Below are 16,065 nucleotides of genomic sequence, written 5' to 3'. Positions count from 1 at the left end.
CCGCCGGGACGGCCTCAGCCGCGCAGCACGCGGCCGGCGACGGCGTCGAGCCGGGCCATCAGCGCCGGGTCGCGCTTCTCGGGCGGCGTGACGATGGCGTATTCCAGCGCCCGGTCGCAGCCCGCCGGGCAGGGGCCGCGCGGCGCGCCCAGCATCGGCACCACCGCCTTCACCAGCGCCTTGGCGCGGTCGGCGTTCTCGTACATCACCTTCACCACCGCCTCGACCGATACGGCGTCGTGGTCGGGGTGCCAGCAGTCGAAATCGGTGACCATGGCGATGGTCGCGTAGCAAAGCTCGGCCTCGCGGGCGAGCTTGGCCTCCGGCATGTTGGTCATGCCGATCACGTCGCAGCCCCAGGCGCGGTAGAGTTCGCTCTCCGCCTTGGTGGAGAACTGCGGCCCCTCCATGACCAGATAGGTGCCGCCGCGCCGGTGCTTCAGGCCGATGTCGCGCGCCGCCTGCTCGGCCGCGTCGCCGAGGCGCGGGCAGGTCGGATGCGCCACCGAGACATGCGCCACGCAGCCGGTCTCGAAGAAGGACTTCTGCCGCGCGAAGGTGCGGTCGATGAACTGGTCAACGATGACGAAGGTGCCGGGCGGCAGGTCGCCGTTCAGCGAGCCCACGGCCGAGAGGGACAGGATCTCGGTCACGCCCGCCCGCTTCAGCACGTCGATATTGGCGCGATAGTTCAGCGCCGAGGGCGGCATGCGGTGGCCGCGGCCATGGCGGGGCAGGAAGACGCAGCGCACGCCGTCGAGCCGGCCGAAGAGCAGCTCGTCGGAGGGTTCGCCCCAGGGGCTGTCCACCCGGCGCCACGCGCGCTCCTCCAGCCCGTCGATGTCGTAGAGGCCGGAGCCGCCGATCAGGCCGATGACGGGTTCGATGATGTCGGTCATGGAATGCTTCCCTGCGACGAGGGAAGGGCCGCCACCGGAGTCCGGCTCCGGCGGCGGCCCTTCATGCGGAGGGCGGCGGGGTGCCGCCCCGCCTCAGTGGACCCTGGCCCAGATCTTCCGCTTCACCGCATAGGTCAGGCCGCCGAGGATGACCAGGAAGAGGATGATCCGCACGCCCATGGCGCGGCGAGTCTCCAGCTCCGGCTCGGCCGCCCAGGCGAGGAAGGCCGAGACATCGGTCACCATGCGGTCCACCGTGGCGGTGGTCCCATCGGCGTACTGCACCTGGCCGTCGCTGCTGATCGGCGGCGCCATGGCGATCTGATGGCCGGGGAAGTACTTGTTGTAGTGCATCCCCTCCATGACCGTGACGCCCTCCGGCGGGGCCTCGTAGCCCATCAGCAGGGCATGCACGTAGTCGGCGCCGCCCGGGCGGGCCTTGGTCATCAGCGACAGGTCGGGGGGCAGCGCCCCGTTGTTGGCCGCGCGCGCCGCCGCGTCATTGGCGAAGGGGCGGCGGAAGCGGTCCGAGGCGCGGCCGGGGCGCTCGAACATCTCGCCATCGTCGTTCGGCCCGTCGGGGATCTGGTAGCCCGCGGCCACGGCGGCGACCTCGGCCTCGGAGAGGCCGATCTCGCGCAGGTTGCGGTAGGCCACCAGGTGCATGGCATGGCAGGCCGAGCAGACTTCCTTGTAGACCTGGAAGCCGCGCTGCAGCTCGCCGCGGTCGAAGGTGCCGAAGAGGCCGTCGAAGGAGAACTTGGTGTCCGGGACGGCGACCCCCTCGGCGGCCCGCGCCGCCGGGGCGGCGCCGAGGGCGAGCGGGAGGGCCAGGGTGGCCGCCAGGGTGACGGCCTTGGCGGCGGCCTTCAGGGAACGCAGGGCCATCACGCCTTCTCCATCGGCTGGGCGGTCGCGGCGCCGGGCAGCGGCCCACCGCCCCGCAGCACGGGTCGGGCGATGCTCTCGGGCAGCGGCAGGGGCCGCTCGATCTTGGCGAGCAGCGGCAGGATCACCAGGAAGTAGCCGAAGTAGTAGGCGGTCGCGAAGCGGCTGACGGTGACGTAGGGCTCCTCGGCCGGCATGCCGCCGCAGTACATCAGGACGAAGAAGTTCACCGTCCAGAGCAGGAACAGCCACTTGGCGATCGGGCGGAAGCGCATCGAGCGCACCGGCGAGCGGTCCAGCCAGGGCAGCACGAAGAGGATGGCGATCGAGCCGAACATCATCAGCACGCCGCCCAGCTTGTTCGGCACCGCGCGCAGGATGGCGTAGAAGGGCAGGAAGTACCATTCCGGCACGATATGCGCGGGCGTCGAGAGCGGGTTGGCCGGGATGTAGTTGTCCGGATGGCCCAGGTAGTTCGGCGTGAAGAAGACGAGGAAGGCGAAGACGATCAGGTAGACGACGATCCCGACGCTGTCCTTGATCGTGTAGTAGGGGTGGAAGGGCAGCGTGTCCTGCGGGCCCTTGGGCTCGATGCCCAGCGGGTTGTTGGACCCCGTGATGTGCAGCGCCGCGACATGCAGGAAGACCACGCCCGCGATCACGAAGGGCAGCAGGTAGTGCAGGCTGAAGAAGCGGTTCAGCGTGGGGTTGTCCACGGAGAAGCCGCCCCAGAGCAGCGTCACGATGCTGTCGCCGACCAGCGGGATGGCGCTGAACAGGTTGGTGATGACGGTGGCGCCCCAGAAGGACATCTGGCCCCAGGGCAGCACGTAGCCCATGAAGGCGGTGGCCATCATCAGCAGGAAGATGACGACGCCGAGGATCCAGAGCAGCTCGCGCGGCGCCTTGTAGGAGCCGTAGTACATGCCGCGCCAGACGTGCACGAGGACCACGATGAAGAACATCGAGGCGCCGTTCATGTGCACGTAGCGGATCAGCCAGCCGTAGTTCACGTCGCGCATGATGCGCTCGACGCTGTCGAAGGCGAGCGAGGTGTGCGCCGTGTAGTTCATCGCCAGGAAGATGCCTGTGGCGATCATGATCATCAGGTTGATCATGGCCAGCGCGCCGAAATTCCAGAAGTAGTTGAAATTCCGCGGAGTCGGGAAGGTCCCGTACTCCTTCTGCATCATGGTGAAGACCGGCATGCGCTGGTCGATCCAGCGCACCACCGGGTTGGTGAAGCTGCTCTCGTGAAGGCCGGATGCCATGGGGTGCGGTCCTCAGCCGATGCGGATCTGGGTGTCGGACGTGAACTCGTAATCCGGCACGGCCAGGTTCAGGGGCGCCGGGCCGCGGCGGATGCGGCCGGAGGTGTCGTAGTGGCTGCCGTGGCAGGGGCAGAACCAGCCGCCGAATTCACCGCGCGGGTCGGTCGATTTCTGCCCCAGCGGCACGCAGCCGAGGTGGGTGCAGACGCCGACCACCACCAGCCACGGGCGGCGGTGGACGCGGGCATCGTCGGTCTGCGGGTCGCGCAGGTCGGAGAGAGGCACGCCCTCGGCCTCCTGGATCTCCGCCCCCGTGCGGTGGCGCACGAAGACCGGCTTGCCGCGCCACATGACGGTGACCGCCTGGCCCTCGGCGATATGGTCGAGCTGCACATCGGTGCTCGCCAGGGCCAGCACGTCCTTCGCCGGGTTCATCGAGGCGATGAAGGGCCAGACCACGGCGCCGACGCCGACCGCCGCGAAGGAGCCGGCCACCAGTTTCAGGAAATCCCGCTTCGTCCCTTCGGCCGCGTGCGGATCATCCCCAGGGGAGCCGCCCCCATGGGAGCCGCCCATCGCGGGGGAGCTGCTCGGCGCAAGCGTATCGGCCATCCCTCTTTCCGTCCCTCCTGGCGGCACCCCGAAACCTGGCAGGCTGGGCGCCGCTGAACCCCTTTCCGCGCACAAGCGGAGGCGCCGGGGCAAGCGCGTCACCGCGCTGCTGCCATGCGCCATGGCCATATAAAGGCAGGGTATGCGGGGTGGCAATCGCCCCTGGCGCCGCACGCCCCGGCCGAAGCCCGCCTTTCTGCGCGTTGCGGCGCCGACGGCATCGCGGTAGCGCAGCGCGGGCGGGGCGTCCTCGCCGCCGCAGAGGAGGCCGTGACCGCCATGACCCAGTCCCCCGAGACCGACCGCCATCCCCTCGCCGCCCCCGCCGCGGCCTGGTTCGAATCGCTGCGCGACCGCCTCTGCGCCGCCTTCGAGGCGATCGAGGACGAGTTGGCCTCCGGGCCGCAGGCCGGCCTCCCCGCCGGGCGCTTCGTCCGCACGCCCTGGCGGCGCGAGGGCGGCGGCGGGGGCGTGATGGCGGTGATGCGCGGCCGAGTCTTCGAGAAGGTGGGGGTCAATGTCTCCACCGTCTGGGGCGAGTTCAGCCCCGAGTTCCGCCGCCAGATCCCGGGCGCGGAGGAGGATCCGCGCTTCCTGGCCACCGGCGTCTCGCTGGTCGCCCACATGCGCTCGCCGCGCGTGCCGGCGGCGCATATGAACACCCGCTTCATCACCACCACCCGCCCCTGGTTCGGCGGCGGGGGCGACCTGACGCCGATGCGCCTCGACGCGCCCGAATCGCAGGCCGACGCCGCCACCTTCCACGCCGCCTACCGTGCCGCCTGCGACCGGCACGACCCGGCCTACTACCCGCGCTTCAAGCAATGGTGCGACGAGTACTTCTTCCTGCCGCACCGGGGCGAGCCGCGCGGCGCGGGCGGCATCTTCTACGACTGGCTCGGCCGCGACGAGGCCGACGAGGCCCGCCTGCCGGACCACTTCGCCTTCACCCGCGACGTCGGCGAGGCCTTCCTCGCCGCCTATCCCGCCATCGTCCGCCGCCGCATGCACGAGCCCTGGACCGAGGCCGAGCGCGAGCACCAGCTGGTCCGCCGCGGGCGCTATGTCGAGTTCAACCTGCTGCAGGACCGCGGCACCCTGTTCGGGTTGCGGACCGGCGGCAATGTCGAGGCGATCCTGATGTCCATGCCGCCCGAGGTGCGCTGGCCCTGACGGGCCGGCGCCGCGAGGCCTCGCGCGACGCCGGGCCTTGCGCCCGGGCCCTGAAAGAACATATCAAGAACTATCCTTCAGGGCTTTTCCCATGGACCTCCGTGCCAAGCTGGCGGTGCTGGCCGATGCCGCCAAGTACGACGCCTCCTGCGCCTCCTCCGGCACCGAGAAGCGCGATTCGCGCCAGGGCGGCCTCGGCAGCACCGAGGGCATGGGCATCTGCCACGCCTATGCGCCGGACGGGCGCTGCATCTCCCTGCTCAAGGTGCTGCTGACCAATGCCTGCGTCTTCGACTGCGCCTATTGCATCAACCGCGCCTCCGCCCCGGTCCGCCGCGCCCGCTTCACCGTGGAGGAGCTGGTCCGGCTGACCCTGGCCTTCTACCGCCGCAACTACATCGAGGGGCTGTTCCTCTCCTCCGGCATCATCCGCAGCCCCGACTACACCATGGAGCAGATCGTCCGCGTGGCGCGCGCGCTGCGCCAGGAGCATGGCTTCAAGGGCTACATCCATCTCAAGACCATCCCCGAGGCGGCGCCGGAACTGCTGGCCGAGGCCGGGCTGCTGGCCGACCGCCTGTCGATCAATGTCGAGCTGCCGCAGGCCGCCAGTCTGCGCGCCCTGGCGCCCGAGAAGGACATGCCGGTGATCGAGGGCGCCATGGCCGAACTCTCCACCCGGATCGCGACGGCCGGCGCCGAGCGGCGCGAGGCCCGCCGCGCCCTGCCGCCGCGCTTCGCCCCGGCCGGGCAGTCGACGCAGATGATCGTCGGCGCCGATGCCAGCACCGACGGCCAGGTGCTGGACGCCAGCGACGGGCTCTACAGCCGCTTCGGCCTGAAGCGGGTCTATTACTCCGGCTATTCGCCGATTCCCGCCGCCTCGGCCGCCCTGCCCCCGGCGCCGCCGCCGCTGTTGCGCGAGCACCGGCTCTACCAGGCCGACTGGCTGATGCGCTTCTACGGCTTCCGGCCGAGCGAGATCCTGGCCGGCGGCGAGGCCGGCATGCTCGACCTCGAGATCGACCCGAAGCTGGCCTGGGCGCTGAAGCACCGCGCCGGCTTCCCCCTCGACCTCAACCGCGCCTCGCGCGAGGCGCTGCTGCGCGTGCCCGGCCTCGGCGCCCGCACGGTGGAACGGGTGCTCGAGGCACGGCGGCACGGGCGGGTGAAGCTCGCCGACCTCGCCCGGCTGCGCGTGCCGCTGCGCAAGGTGGCGCCCTTCCTGACCGCGCCCGACCACCGGCCGCCGCCGGGACAGATCGATTCCGCCGGGCTCCGGCGGCAGTTGCAGCCGGGAAGCGCCTTCGCCCGGGCGGCACGGCCGGAGCAGCTCGCCCTTGGCCTGTAGCATCCGCCTCGCCGGCCCGGCCGATTTCGACGGCTGGCGCGCCGCCGCGCGCGGCCTGCTGGCCGCCGGCATCGCCCCCGAGGCGGTCTCCTGGCCCGGGCAGGACGGGGCCGCCGGCCTGTTCGACGGCGCCGCGCCCGACCTGCCGCGCGACGCCCCCTCCCCCGCCGTGCCGCGCGACTTCCTGGTCCAGGCCGAGCTGGCCATCCGGCACAGCGACCCGGAACGCTTCGCCCTGCTCTATGGCCTGCTCTGGGATGCCCGCCGCCGCCCCGGCCTGCTGCGCACGCCGACCGAGGCGCGCATGGCCCGCCTCGCCGCCATGGCGCGGGCGGTGCGGCGGGACGCGCACAAGATGCACGCCTTCCTGCGCTTCCGCGAGGTGGAGACGCCGGACGGGGTGCGCTCGGTCGCGTGGTTCGAGCCGGAGCATCATATCGTGGAGGCCGAGGCGGGGTTCTTCGAGCGCCGCTTCGCCGCCCTGCGCTGGTCGATCCTGACGCCGCGCCGCTGCGCCCACTGGGACGGCGCCGTCACCACCTTCACCGCCGGCGCGCACCGCGCCGAGGCCCCCGCCGCCGATGCCGCCGAGGATCTCTGGCGCACCTACTTCGCCAGCATCTTCAATCCGGCCCGGCTGAAGCCCGAGGCGATGCGCGCCGAGATGCCGAAGAAGTACTGGCGCAACCTGCCCGAGGCCACGGTGATCCCCGAGCTGCTGCGTGGCGCCGAGGGGCGCGAGCGGGCCATGCTGGGCCAGGCGATCGCGGCGCCGGGGCGGCGGCAGAGGCGGCGGCCCTCCGGGGCGGGCACCGCCGGCTGAGGGCGCCCTCTCCGGCCGCCATCACCCGGAGGGCAGCCAGACCCTGAAGGTCGCGCCCTCGCCCTCCTGGCTCTCGATCAGCAGCTGGCCGCGATGGCGGTTGACGATGTGCTTGACGATGGCGAGGCCGAGGCCGGTGCCGCCGGCGCTGCGCGAACGCGCCTTGTCCACCCGGTAGAAGCGCTCCGTCAGCCGCGGGATGTGCTCGCGCGCGATGCCGGGCCCGTCATCGGTCACGCTGAGCAGCGCACCGGGCCGCGGCGCCTCGGCGCGGCTGACCGCCAGGGTGATGTGGCAGGCCTGCCCGCCATGCTTCACCGCGTTCTCCAGCAGGTTGCGCAGCACCTGGGCGAGCTGCCCGGCATCGGCCGGCGCCGCCTCCACCGTCTCGTCGAGATCGAGCCGCAACGTGACCGCCCGGCTGTCCAGGATCGGCGCCATGGCCTCGGTCTCGGCCCGCGCCAGGGCGGCGAGCGCGACGCGGCCGGTGGGCGCCTGGTGCTCGGCCAGCTCGATGCGCGAGAGGCCGAGCAGGTCCTCGATCAGCCGCCGCATCCGTTCCGACTGCTCGGCCATGATGCCGAGGAAGCGCGCCTGCGCCTCCGGATCGTCCTTCGCCGGCCCGCGCAGCGTCTCGATGAAGCCCATCAGGCTGGCCAGCGGGGTGCGCAATTCGTGGCTGGCATTGGCCACGAAATCGGCGCGCATCCGTTCCACCGCGCGCTCCCGCGTGCGGTCGGCCAGCAGCACCACCAGCCGCCCGCCATCGATCAGCGGCGGATCGAGCGGGATGACCTGCACGGCCAGCTCGCGCGGCACCGGCACGGGCAGGGTGATGTCCGTGCTCTGCCCTTCCCCCTCGGCCAGGGCACGGTCCACCGCCCCCGCCAGCTTCGGATGGCGCAGCAGCGCGGCGGCATCGCCCGCCAGCGGCCCCGATTCGGCGGCCGGCGCGGCGAAGAGGGCGCGCGCCGCCGCGTTGGCGCGCAGCGGCGCGCGGTCGGCGCCCAGCACCAGCAAGGGGTCCGGCAGGCTTTCCAGAATGGCGGCGTCGCTGCGGCGCAGCCGCTCGACCATCGCCTGCCGCTCGGCGAGGTGGCCGATCAGCCGCGTCACGCCCTCGGACACCTCGGAGAGAATCGGGATGGCGAGGCCCCGGTGGCTGGCCTCGGCCTCGCTCCGCGGCGCCGGCATTCCGCCCTCCGCCGCATGGCGCAGGGAGCGCGTCAGGCGCGACAGGTCACGCAGCCAGAACCAGGACAGCAGCAGCGCCGCGGCGGCGGTCAGCGCGAGGCAGAACAGCACCACGTCCGCCTCGGCCTGCCCGCTCAGCCCGAGCAGGGCGAGGAGCAGCAGCGGCACGCCGCCGATCAGCCCTGCCGAGCCCAGCCAGCGGCCGGGCGACGGCCTCTCCTCCTCCATGCGCATCCCCCTCGGTGGCGGGGCGGCATTGTCCGGCAGGATGGCCGCCCTGTCGATGCGCCGGCGCCGTGCCCCGATCCGGTCAGGCCCGGCTCCGGCGGGGGCTCAGTAACCGGCGCTGCCGGGCAGCTCGGCCGGGGCCACCACGCCGGGCGGGCTGCCCGGGGCGATCGAATACACCGCCAGCGCCCGCTGCACCTGCCCGCCGGGATTAAGCCGCAGCGCGCCGTCGGCGCCGAGCACGACCTCGCCCAGCGGGATCTGCGGCGTCGCACCGGCATCCGTCTGAGCGCCGCGCAGGGCGCGGGCGGCCAGGGCGGCGGCGTCGTAGGCGGCGCCGGCAATGCGCGCCGGGCGCTCTCCGAAGGCCGCCTGATAGCGGTTGTCGAAGGCGCCCCGCGCCGCCGGGTCGGGGCCGGGGAACCAGGCGCCGGCCAGGGCGGGCTCCTGGCCCAGGCTCTCGTCGCTGATCCAGAGGGCATGGCCGGCGAGGCGCAGCGGCGGCATGGCGACACCCGCGGCGGCGAGCCCGGCCGCCATCTCCCGCGCCCGCGCCCCGCTCTCGCCCAGGATCAGCACCTCCGCGCGGCTACCGGCCTCGGCGTCGGCGTCGGCGTCGGGGGTGGCGCCGATGCGCCGCGCCACGTCGGCGGCCAGCGCGCCGGGCGAGGCGCTGGCCGGATAGAGTTCGATCATCGGTGGCGGCAGGCCGAGATCGCCGGTGGCGCCGCGCAGCGCGGCGGCCATCTGGTTGCCGAGCGCGTTGCGCGGCGCCGCGAGGGCGAAGCGTTGCGCGCCCTGCTGGTGCGCCGCGCCCACCACGCGCCGGACCTGCTGCGCCAGGGTGATGCCGAGCGGCCAGACATCGTCGGCCGCCTGGTTGGCATCGTTGGTGAAGGGCAGGACCGGCACGCCGGCGGCGCGCGCCGCGCCGGCGGCGGCGGCGGTCTCGGGGCCGGTCAGCGGCCCGACCAGCAGGCGGGCGCCCTCGTCCATCGCCGTCCGGGCCGCCGCGGCGGCGCCCTGCGGCGTGCCGCCGGTATCGCGCGGCAGGAACTCGACGCCCGGCCCGCCCTGCTCGAAGAGGGCGAGCTGCGTCGCGTTCAGCAGCGACTGGCCGAGCGCCGCGTTCTGTCCGGTCAGCGGCAGCAGCAGCCCGACCTTGGCGCGCTGCGGCTCGGGCGCGGCGGGGAGGCCGGCCTGCGGCGCCGGGGCATAGCCCGGCCCCGAGACTTGCGGCGCGCAGGCCGAGAGGGCCACAAGGGCGCCGAGCAGCAGGCCGCCGGCCAGCCCCCTCCGGCGGGGGCCGGCCGGGGCGGGGCGGGAGCCTGTCCGGAAGGCGGGCCGGCGCGATGACGGGAGGGCCTCAGGCCGTGCGGCAGCAGGACGGGACAGACACCACGGAAACGACAAATGAGACCTCCCCTCGCCCGGATGGCAGGCCCGGGCTGACACTGGTGGCGACGCCGATCGGCAATCTCGGCGACCTCGCGCCCCGCGCCCTGGCCGTGCTGCGCGCGGCCGACGCGGTGCTCTGCGAGGACACCAGGGTAACCGCTCCGCTCCTGGCGCGACATGGCGTTTCGGTGAGCCTGACCCCGCTGCACGAACACAACGAGGACGCGGCCACGCCCCGCCTTCTGGCACGGATGGCGCAGGGTGAACACCTGGCCCTGGTCTCGGATGCCGGCACGCCGCTGATGAGCGACCCCGGCTACCGGCTGGTGCGCGCCGCCATCGCCGCGGGCGTCACCGTCTCGGCCGTGCCGGGACCCAACGCGGCGGTGATGGCGCTGACCCTCTCCGGCCTGCCGCCGCACCCCTACCTGTTCCACGGCTTCCTGCCGCCCCGCGCCGCCGCGCGGAACGCGGAGCTCGCCCGGCTGCGCGCCGCCGAGCGGGCCGGCCTTTCCGCCACCCTGGTCTTCTACGAGGCGCCGCACCGCCTGGCCGAGACGCTGGCGGGGCTGGCCGAGGCGCTCGGGCCACGGCCGGCGGCGGTGACGCGCGAGCTGACCAAGCGCTTCGAGGAGGTGCGGCGCGGCACGCTGGCCGAGCTCGCGGCGCATTACGCGGAGCATCCGGCGCGGGGCGAGATCGCGCTTGTCGTCGGCCCGCCGGGAGAGGCGGAGCCGGAGGCCGAAGCGGGGCTCGACGACCGGCTGCGCGCCGCGCTGGCCGGGGGGGAGAGCCTGCGCGACGCCGCCGCGCTGGTCGCCGCCGCGACCGGCCTGTCGCGCCGGCAGGTCTATGCCCGGGCCCTGGCGCTGCGGGAAGCGGAGGGCTGAGGCGGCGGCCGTGCTTGGCGCCGCCCGCCACCCGGCCTACATGGGTCGGACGCTCCCTGGAGGCATGCCGGCCCGCCCCGGCCGCCTCAGCCCCGCCCGCCCTGGCTTATCCGCCCCGGCCCGCCGCGAAAGGCTTGCCCCCGCCGCATGTCCCGCCTCGACCGCTATCTGTTCCACCAGCTCGGCATCGCGCTGCTCGCCGTGACCACCGGCCTCGCCGCGCTGGTCTGGCTGACGCAGAGCCTGCGCTTCATCGAGCTGGTGCTGGACCGCGGCCTGTCGCTCGCCGTGTTCATCGAGCTGACCGGCCTGCTGCTGCCGAGCTTCTTCGCCGTCATCCTGCCGATCACCACCTTCGTCGTGGTGCTGTTCACCTATGTCCGCCTGAACGCCGACCGCGAGCTGGTGGTGATGCGCGCCGCCGGCCTCTCGGACTGGCGGCTGGCGCGGCCCGCGCTGCTGCTGGCCGGCCTGTCCACCGCGCTCTGCCTGTTCCTGCAGCTCTGGCTGGTGCCGGTCAGCCACGCCGCCTTCCGCGCCTGGCAGTTCGAGATCCGCAACGAGATGGCGGCGATCCTGCTGCAGGAGGGCGTGTTCAGCAGCCTGGGCGACGACCTCACCGTCTATGCCCGGCGGCGCGACAGCGACGGCACGCTGCGCGGCATCCTGGTGCACGACACGCGCGAGCCCGGCACGCCGGTCACCATCATGGCCGAGCAGGGCCGCCTGCTCTCCGGCGCCACCGGGCCGCGGGTCATCCTCATGAACGGCGTGCGGCAGCAGCTGGAGCCGGCCACCGCCGGCCATCCGGCGCGTCTCTCGGTGCTGAGCTTCGCCGAGAACAGCGTCGATCTCGCCACCTCCACCTCCGCCGTCACGGAATCGCGCAACCGCGACTCGCGGGAGCGCTTCGTGGGCGAGCTGCTGCATCCGGACCCGGCCGAGAATCTGCCCGAGCGCGACATCCGCAAGTTCCGCGCCGAGGGGCACCAGCGCATGGCATCGCCCTTCACCGCCCTGTCCTTCGCCATGGTCGGGCTGGCCTGCGCGCTGGCGGTCGGCTTCCGGCGCTACGGCGACTGGCGCCCGGCGGTGGTCGGCGTGGCGCTGGTGGTCGGGCTGCTGGCGCTGGGCCTCGCGGTCGGCAATCTGGCGGCGCGCGACAATGCCTTCATCCCGCTGATCTGGCTGCACGCGCTGGGGCCGGCCCTGGCCGCGGGCTGGGTGCTCTCGGGCAGCCGCGGCCTGCGCCGCCGCCGGCCGCAGGCGCTGGAGGGCTGATCCCATGGCCTTCTCGCTCACCCTCTCGCTCTATGTGGCCCGCCGCTTCGCCATGATGGCGCTGGTGATGATCGTGGCGCTCGCCGCGCTGGTGGCGCTGTTCGACTTCATCGAGCTGCTGCGCCGTGCCGCCACGCGGGAGGATGTCGGCTTCGTGATGGTGGCCTCGATCGCCGCCCTGCGTCTGCCCTTCGTCATCCTCCAGATCCTGCCCTTCGGCATCCTGCTCGGCGGCATCATCGCCTTCTGGCGGCTCAACCGCGCCTCGGAGCTGGTGGTGGCGCGCGCCGCCGGGATCTCGGCCTGGAGCTTCCTCCTCGGCCCCGTGCTGGTGGCCTTCTGCCTCGGCCTGCTGGCGATCGCCGTGGTCTCGCCGCTCTCGGCCGCCATGCTCTCGCGCGCCGAGCGGCTGGACGCCACCTACCTGCGCAACGCCACCGGGCTGAGTTCGCTGGCCGGCGGCCGGCTCTGGCTGCGCCAGGCGGACCCCTCGATCGAGCCCAACGGCGTCGCCATCATGGCCGGGGTGCCGGAGATCGGGCCGCAGGGCTTCCTGCTGCGCCAGGTCTCGCTCTGGCGCCTCTCCGCCGCCGATCGGCCGCTGGCCCGCGTCGAGGCGCCGGAGGCGCGGCTGACGCCGGGGCAATGGCGGCTGAGCCAGGCGGTGACCTTCGGCGCCGATCGCCAGGCCTCGCTGCCGCGCGAGATCGACCTGCCCACCAGCCTGACGCCGGACCGCATCGAGGACAGCTTCGCCAGCCCCGACACGCTCTCCTTCTGGGCCCTGCCGGGCTTCATCGAGGTGCTGGAGAACAGCGGCTTCTCGGCGCTGCGGCACCGGCTGCAGTTCCATTCCCTGCTCTCCACGCCGCTGCTGGCGGTCGGCATGGCGCTGCTCGCCGCCGGCTTCTCGATGCGCCAGTCGCGGCGCGGCGGCGTCGGGCAGATGCTGGGCGCCGGCGTCGCCGCCGGCTTCGCCCTCTTCCTGCTCGACAAGGTGGCGGAGGAATTCGGCCAGGCCGGCACCCTGCCGGTGGCGCTGGCCGCCTGGGCGCCCTCGCTCGCCGGGGTCATGCTGGCGGTTGCCTTGCTCCTCTATGTGGAGGATGGCTGAGACCGGCCCGCCCCGAGGAGGGGATGAGGACGGGATGACGCATCGGCCGGGGCCGGGAAGCCCGGCGCGGGAGGAGAAGCATGACCCAGACCGAGGCCTCCGCCAACCTGCCGGAGGATCTGCTGCGCCTGCGCGACAGCATCGACAATATCGACGCCGCCATCATCCACATGCTGGCCGAGCGCTTCCGCTGCACCCAGCAGGTCGGCGCCCTCAAGGCAGCGCACCGGCTGCCGCCGGCCGATCCGGGGCGCGAGGCGCGCCAGGTGGCGCGGCTGCGCCGCCTCGCCGCCGAGGCCAAGCTCGATCCGGACTTCGCCGAGAAGTTCCTGGCCTTCGTCGTCCGGGAAGTGATCCGCCATCACGAGGCGGTGCCACGCGGCTGAGGCGCGGCCACCCCCGAGGTGTGGCCGGGATACACTCGCCGGCTTGGCGCGAAGCGGCTATGGAAGGCGGCATGGACCGAGCCATGCGCGACGCCGGGGCGATTCCGGCCGGAGAACCCAGCTGCCAGCGGATGCCGCCGCGGAGGCGCCGTCCCGGCCTGACCCATGCCGGCCTGCTCGCCGGTGTCGCCCTGCTGGCGCTGATCCTGCCGCCGCGGCCCGGCGGCGCGCAGATCTCGCCCTATGGCACCGATCCGCTCGGCGGCGGCCCCGGCCAGGCCGTGCTGCCCTCGGGCGCCGAGCAGCAGGGCGCGACCCGCGGGGCGGCGCCGGCCACCGCCGCGCCGGCCGGCGCCCCCCTGCCCGCCGGCGCGACCGACCCCTCGCAGACCGGCAACAACGCGCCCGTCACCTTCACCGCCGAGGAGGTGGAGTACGACCAGCAGCGCAACCTGGTGATCGCGCGCGGCGCCGTGGAGGCCTGGCAGAACGAGCGCATCCTGCGCGCCGACACCTTCACCTTCGACCGCAACACCGGCATCGCCGTGGCCGAGGGCAATGTCCAGCTGCTGGAGCCGGACGGCCAGGTCCTCTTCGCCGAGCGCGCCGAGCTGACCGGCAACATGCGCGACGGCGTGGTCGAGGGGCTGGCGGCGCGGCTGGCGCAGAACGGCCGGCTGGTGGCCAATGGCGCCCGCCGCACCGACGGCACCATCCTCGACATGTCCCGCGTGCTCTACTCGTCCTGCGATCTCTGCGCCGAGAATCCGGAGGCGCCGCCGCTCTGGCAGCTGCGCGCCCGCCTCGCCACGCACGACCAGGCCGAGAAGCGCCTGCGCTACCGCGACGCGACGCTGATGCTCGATGGCTGGCCGGTGCTCTGGACGCCCTACCTCTCGCACCCCGACCCCTCGACGCCGCGCCAGTCCGGCTTCCTGACGCCGACCCTCGGCACCTCCTCCTTCCTCGGCGGCTTCGTCACCCAGCCCTACTACTGGGCGATCGACGGCGCCTCGGACCTGACCCTCTCGCCCACCCTCTCGACCAAGCGCGACCCGGCGCTCGGCCTCGCCTACCGCCGCCGCTTCAACTTCGGCGAGGTGCAGGCGACCGGCTCGATCGGCGAGCGGGCCGGCGCGGCGGACGAGGAGGGCTGGGGCGGCCACATCTACAGCAAGGGCCAGTTCTCGCTCGACGAGAACTGGCGCACCGGCTTCAACTTCAACCGCGCCAGCAGCGAGGCCTATCTGCGCGCATGGCGCTACCCCTCGCCCCGCGTGCTCAGCTCGGACGCCTTCCTGGAAGGCTTCTGGGGCACCGGCACCTATGCCCGCATCGACGGCCGCGGCTACCAGGGCCTCTCGGAGGTCGATGACGTCGGCCAGATCCCGCTGGTCCTGCCCAATGCCTATGTCGACCACTTCCTCGGCCGCGACCGCCTCGGCGGCTACCTGACCTTCGACGCCGGCGGCTTCGCGCTCTGGCGCAGCGAGGGCACCGACACCCGCCGCCTGTCCTCGCGCATCGGCTACGAGCTGCCGCGCATCGACCGCTTCGGCCAGGTCTGGACGCTGCGCGCGCAGGCGGACGGGCTGGCCCACTGGGCCGACGACTTCACGCTGGCGCCGAATTACGGCAGCCGCGACAGCATCACCGAGGCCAACGGCAATATCCGCATCGGCCTCGACTGGCGCCTGCCGCTGATGCGCAGCGCCGGCGCGTATGGCAGCCAGATCATCGAGCCGCGGGTGCAGCTCGTCACCGGCCCCGGCACCGGGCGCCAGACGCTGATCCCGAACGAGGACAGCATCGACTTCGAGTTCACCGACGCCAATCTCTTCGCGCTCAACCGCTTCCCCGGCCGCGACCGCCAGGAAGGCGGCACGCGGGTCGACACGGCCCTGCGCGGCGCCTGGCTCTTCCCCAATGGCGGCCAGATCGAAGGGCTGGTCGGCCGCTCCTTCCGCACCACCGACGCCTCGGTCTTCGAGACCGGCTCGGGGCTGGAGGAGAAGGCCTCGGACTGGGTCGGGCGGGTGCGCGTCTCGCCGGTCTCCTGGCTCGACCTCACCGGCCGCGCCCGGCTCGACAAGGACGACTTCGACAGCCGCCTGCTGGAAGGCCAGGCGCGGGTGAGCTTCAGCCGCCTTTCGGTCGGCGCCGGCTATCTGGAGGCGGCGCCGACCAACGCCTTCATCACCACCCGCGAGCGGCGCGAGGTCTCGGGCAATGTCTCCGCCCAGGTCACCCGCTTCTGGCGCGCCGGCGCCTATGGCCGCTACGACCTGGAGCTGAACCGCGCCGTCTCGGCCGGCCTCAGCCTGACCTACGAGGACGAGTGCCTGATCTTCGACACCCGCTTCGCCAAGACCTATGCCGAGCCCAGCTCCAGCCTGAACTACTACCCCTCCGACACGGTCCTGCTGTTCCGCCTCTCCTTCAAGACGATCGGCGATTTCGGCTTCCGGGCGATCTGACGCCGCCCCGCGCCGGTCCGCCGTGGCGGGCGGGGCGGCCCGGTTTCCCTTGCGCCCCGGAATGCTCTAGGAAGTCCGGC

Annotated in this window: 14 protein-coding genes; 8 read left to right on the top strand and 6 right to left on the bottom strand. The window is 73.2% G+C overall.

Features of this window, described 5'->3' with window-relative positions; genetic code table 11:
• Positions 1-14: 14 nt before the first annotated feature.
• From ACF3NH_RS10290 to petA, 4 genes are all read right to left on the bottom strand, one after another.
• Complete coding sequence (locus ACF3NH_RS10290; protein ID WP_422922748.1) at positions 15-899, bottom strand: S-methyl-5'-thioadenosine phosphorylase; 885 nt, start codon at positions 897-899, stop codon at positions 15-17.
• A 93-nt stretch (positions 900-992) separates the two neighbouring features.
• On the bottom strand, positions 993-1,787 hold the full coding sequence (locus ACF3NH_RS10285; protein ID WP_422922747.1) for a cytochrome c1: 795 nt from the start codon (positions 1,785-1,787) through the stop codon (positions 993-995).
• Positions 1,787-3,058: a cytochrome b gene (locus tag ACF3NH_RS10280; protein ID WP_422922746.1), complete on the bottom strand. Its 1,272-nt coding sequence runs from the start codon at positions 3,056-3,058 to the stop codon at positions 1,787-1,789. Before ACF3NH_RS10280 ends, ACF3NH_RS10285 begins: the two co-directional genes overlap by 1 nt.
• A gap of 12 nt (positions 3,059-3,070) precedes the next feature.
• Entirely contained in the window at positions 3,071-3,670 is a 600-nt protein-coding gene (gene petA, locus ACF3NH_RS10275) for a ubiquinol-cytochrome c reductase iron-sulfur subunit (protein ID WP_198365525.1), read from the bottom strand.
• A 279-nt stretch (positions 3,671-3,949) separates the two neighbouring features.
• On the opposite strand from petA, the gene hemF reads away from it, so the two are divergent.
• The 3 genes from hemF (at position 3,950) to ACF3NH_RS10260 (ending at position 7,017) form a co-directional block, all read left to right on the top strand.
• Positions 3,950-4,843: an oxygen-dependent coproporphyrinogen oxidase gene (gene hemF / locus ACF3NH_RS10270; protein ID WP_422922745.1), complete on the top strand. Its 894-nt coding sequence runs from the start codon at positions 3,950-3,952 to the stop codon at positions 4,841-4,843.
• A 91-nt stretch (positions 4,844-4,934) separates the two neighbouring features.
• On the top strand, positions 4,935-6,194 hold the full coding sequence (locus ACF3NH_RS10265) for a putative DNA modification/repair radical SAM protein (protein ID WP_422922744.1): 1,260 nt from the start codon (positions 4,935-4,937) through the stop codon (positions 6,192-6,194).
• The gene (locus tag ACF3NH_RS10260) at positions 6,184-7,017 is read left to right on the top strand and encodes a TIGR03915 family putative DNA repair protein (protein ID WP_422922743.1); all 834 of its coding nucleotides are present in this window, start codon (positions 6,184-6,186) and stop codon (positions 7,015-7,017) included. The genes ACF3NH_RS10265 and ACF3NH_RS10260 overlap by 11 nt, the downstream gene beginning before the upstream one ends.
• Positions 7,018-7,038: 21 nt before the next feature.
• Here ACF3NH_RS10260 and ACF3NH_RS10255 read toward each other — a convergent pair whose 3' ends face one another.
• Positions 7,039-8,439, bottom strand: a complete 1,401-nt coding sequence (locus tag ACF3NH_RS10255; RefSeq protein ID WP_422922742.1) for an ATP-binding protein — start codon at positions 8,437-8,439, stop codon at positions 7,039-7,041.
• A gap of 105 nt (positions 8,440-8,544) precedes the next feature.
• Positions 8,545-9,699 carry a penicillin-binding protein activator gene (locus ACF3NH_RS10250; protein ID WP_422922741.1) on the bottom strand — a complete coding sequence of 385 codons (1,155 nt, stop codon included), beginning with the start codon at positions 9,697-9,699 and terminating at the stop codon, positions 8,545-8,547.
• 92 nt (positions 9,700-9,791) lie between these two features.
• Here ACF3NH_RS10250 and rsmI point away from each other — a divergent pair, with 92 nt between their 5' ends.
• From rsmI to ACF3NH_RS10225, 5 genes are all read left to right on the top strand, one after another.
• Entirely contained in the window at positions 9,792-10,727 is a 936-nt protein-coding gene (rsmI, locus tag ACF3NH_RS10245; RefSeq protein ID WP_422922740.1) for a 16S rRNA (cytidine(1402)-2'-O)-methyltransferase, read from the top strand.
• Between the two features lie 147 nt (positions 10,728-10,874).
• The gene (gene lptF, locus ACF3NH_RS10240; RefSeq protein WP_198365518.1) at positions 10,875-12,008 is read left to right on the top strand and encodes an LPS export ABC transporter permease LptF; all 1,134 of its coding nucleotides are present in this window, start codon (positions 10,875-10,877) and stop codon (positions 12,006-12,008) included.
• 4 nt (positions 12,009-12,012) lie between these two features.
• On the top strand, positions 12,013-13,122 hold the full coding sequence (gene lptG, locus ACF3NH_RS10235) for an LPS export ABC transporter permease LptG (RefSeq protein WP_198365517.1): 1,110 nt from the start codon (positions 12,013-12,015) through the stop codon (positions 13,120-13,122).
• 80 nt (positions 13,123-13,202) lie between these two features.
• Positions 13,203-13,508 (top strand): chorismate mutase, encoded by a 306-nt coding sequence (locus tag ACF3NH_RS10230; RefSeq protein WP_422922739.1) that lies wholly within the window; start codon positions 13,203-13,205, stop codon positions 13,506-13,508.
• A 71-nt stretch (positions 13,509-13,579) separates the two neighbouring features.
• Positions 13,580-15,985, top strand: a complete 2,406-nt coding sequence (locus ACF3NH_RS10225) for an LPS-assembly protein LptD (RefSeq protein WP_422922738.1) — start codon at positions 13,580-13,582, stop codon at positions 15,983-15,985.
• The last annotated feature ends 80 nt before the right edge of the window (positions 15,986-16,065 follow it).

The sequence above is a fragment of the Pseudoroseomonas sp. WGS1072 genome, assembly GCF_049340465.1.
Lineage (GTDB): Bacteria > Pseudomonadota > Alphaproteobacteria > Acetobacterales > Acetobacteraceae > Pseudoroseomonas.
This window is presented reverse-complemented; position numbering and strand designations above follow the sequence as displayed.

Bases quoted from the DNA above. Each gene is read 5' to 3' on its own strand.
- ACF3NH_RS10225 (WP_422922738.1), top strand. From the start codon at position 13,580: ATGGACCGAGCCATGCGCGACGCCGGGGCGATTCCGGCCGGAGAACCC.
- lptG (WP_198365517.1), top strand. From the start codon at position 12,013: ATGGCCTTCTCGCTCACCCTCTCGCTCTATGTGGCCCGCCGCTTCGCC.
- petA (WP_198365525.1), bottom strand. From the start codon at position 3,670: ATGGCCGATACGCTTGCGCCGAGCAGCTCCCCCGCGATGGGCGGCTCC.
- ACF3NH_RS10255 (WP_422922742.1), bottom strand. From the start codon at position 8,439: ATGGAGGAGGAGAGGCCGTCGCCCGGCCGCTGGCTGGGCTCGGCAGGG.
- ACF3NH_RS10265 (WP_422922744.1), top strand. From the start codon at position 4,935: ATGGACCTCCGTGCCAAGCTGGCGGTGCTGGCCGATGCCGCCAAGTAC.
- lptF (WP_198365518.1), top strand. From the start codon at position 10,875: ATGTCCCGCCTCGACCGCTATCTGTTCCACCAGCTCGGCATCGCGCTG.
- ACF3NH_RS10230 (WP_422922739.1), top strand. From the start codon at position 13,203: ATGACCCAGACCGAGGCCTCCGCCAACCTGCCGGAGGATCTGCTGCGC.
- ACF3NH_RS10290 (WP_422922748.1), bottom strand. From the start codon at position 899: ATGACCGACATCATCGAACCCGTCATCGGCCTGATCGGCGGCTCCGGC.
- rsmI (WP_422922740.1), top strand. From the start codon at position 9,792: ATGACGGGAGGGCCTCAGGCCGTGCGGCAGCAGGACGGGACAGACACC.
- hemF (WP_422922745.1), top strand. From the start codon at position 3,950: ATGACCCAGTCCCCCGAGACCGACCGCCATCCCCTCGCCGCCCCCGCC.
- ACF3NH_RS10285 (WP_422922747.1), bottom strand. From the start codon at position 1,787: ATGGCCCTGCGTTCCCTGAAGGCCGCCGCCAAGGCCGTCACCCTGGCG.
- ACF3NH_RS10280 (WP_422922746.1), bottom strand. From the start codon at position 3,058: ATGGCATCCGGCCTTCACGAGAGCAGCTTCACCAACCCGGTGGTGCGC.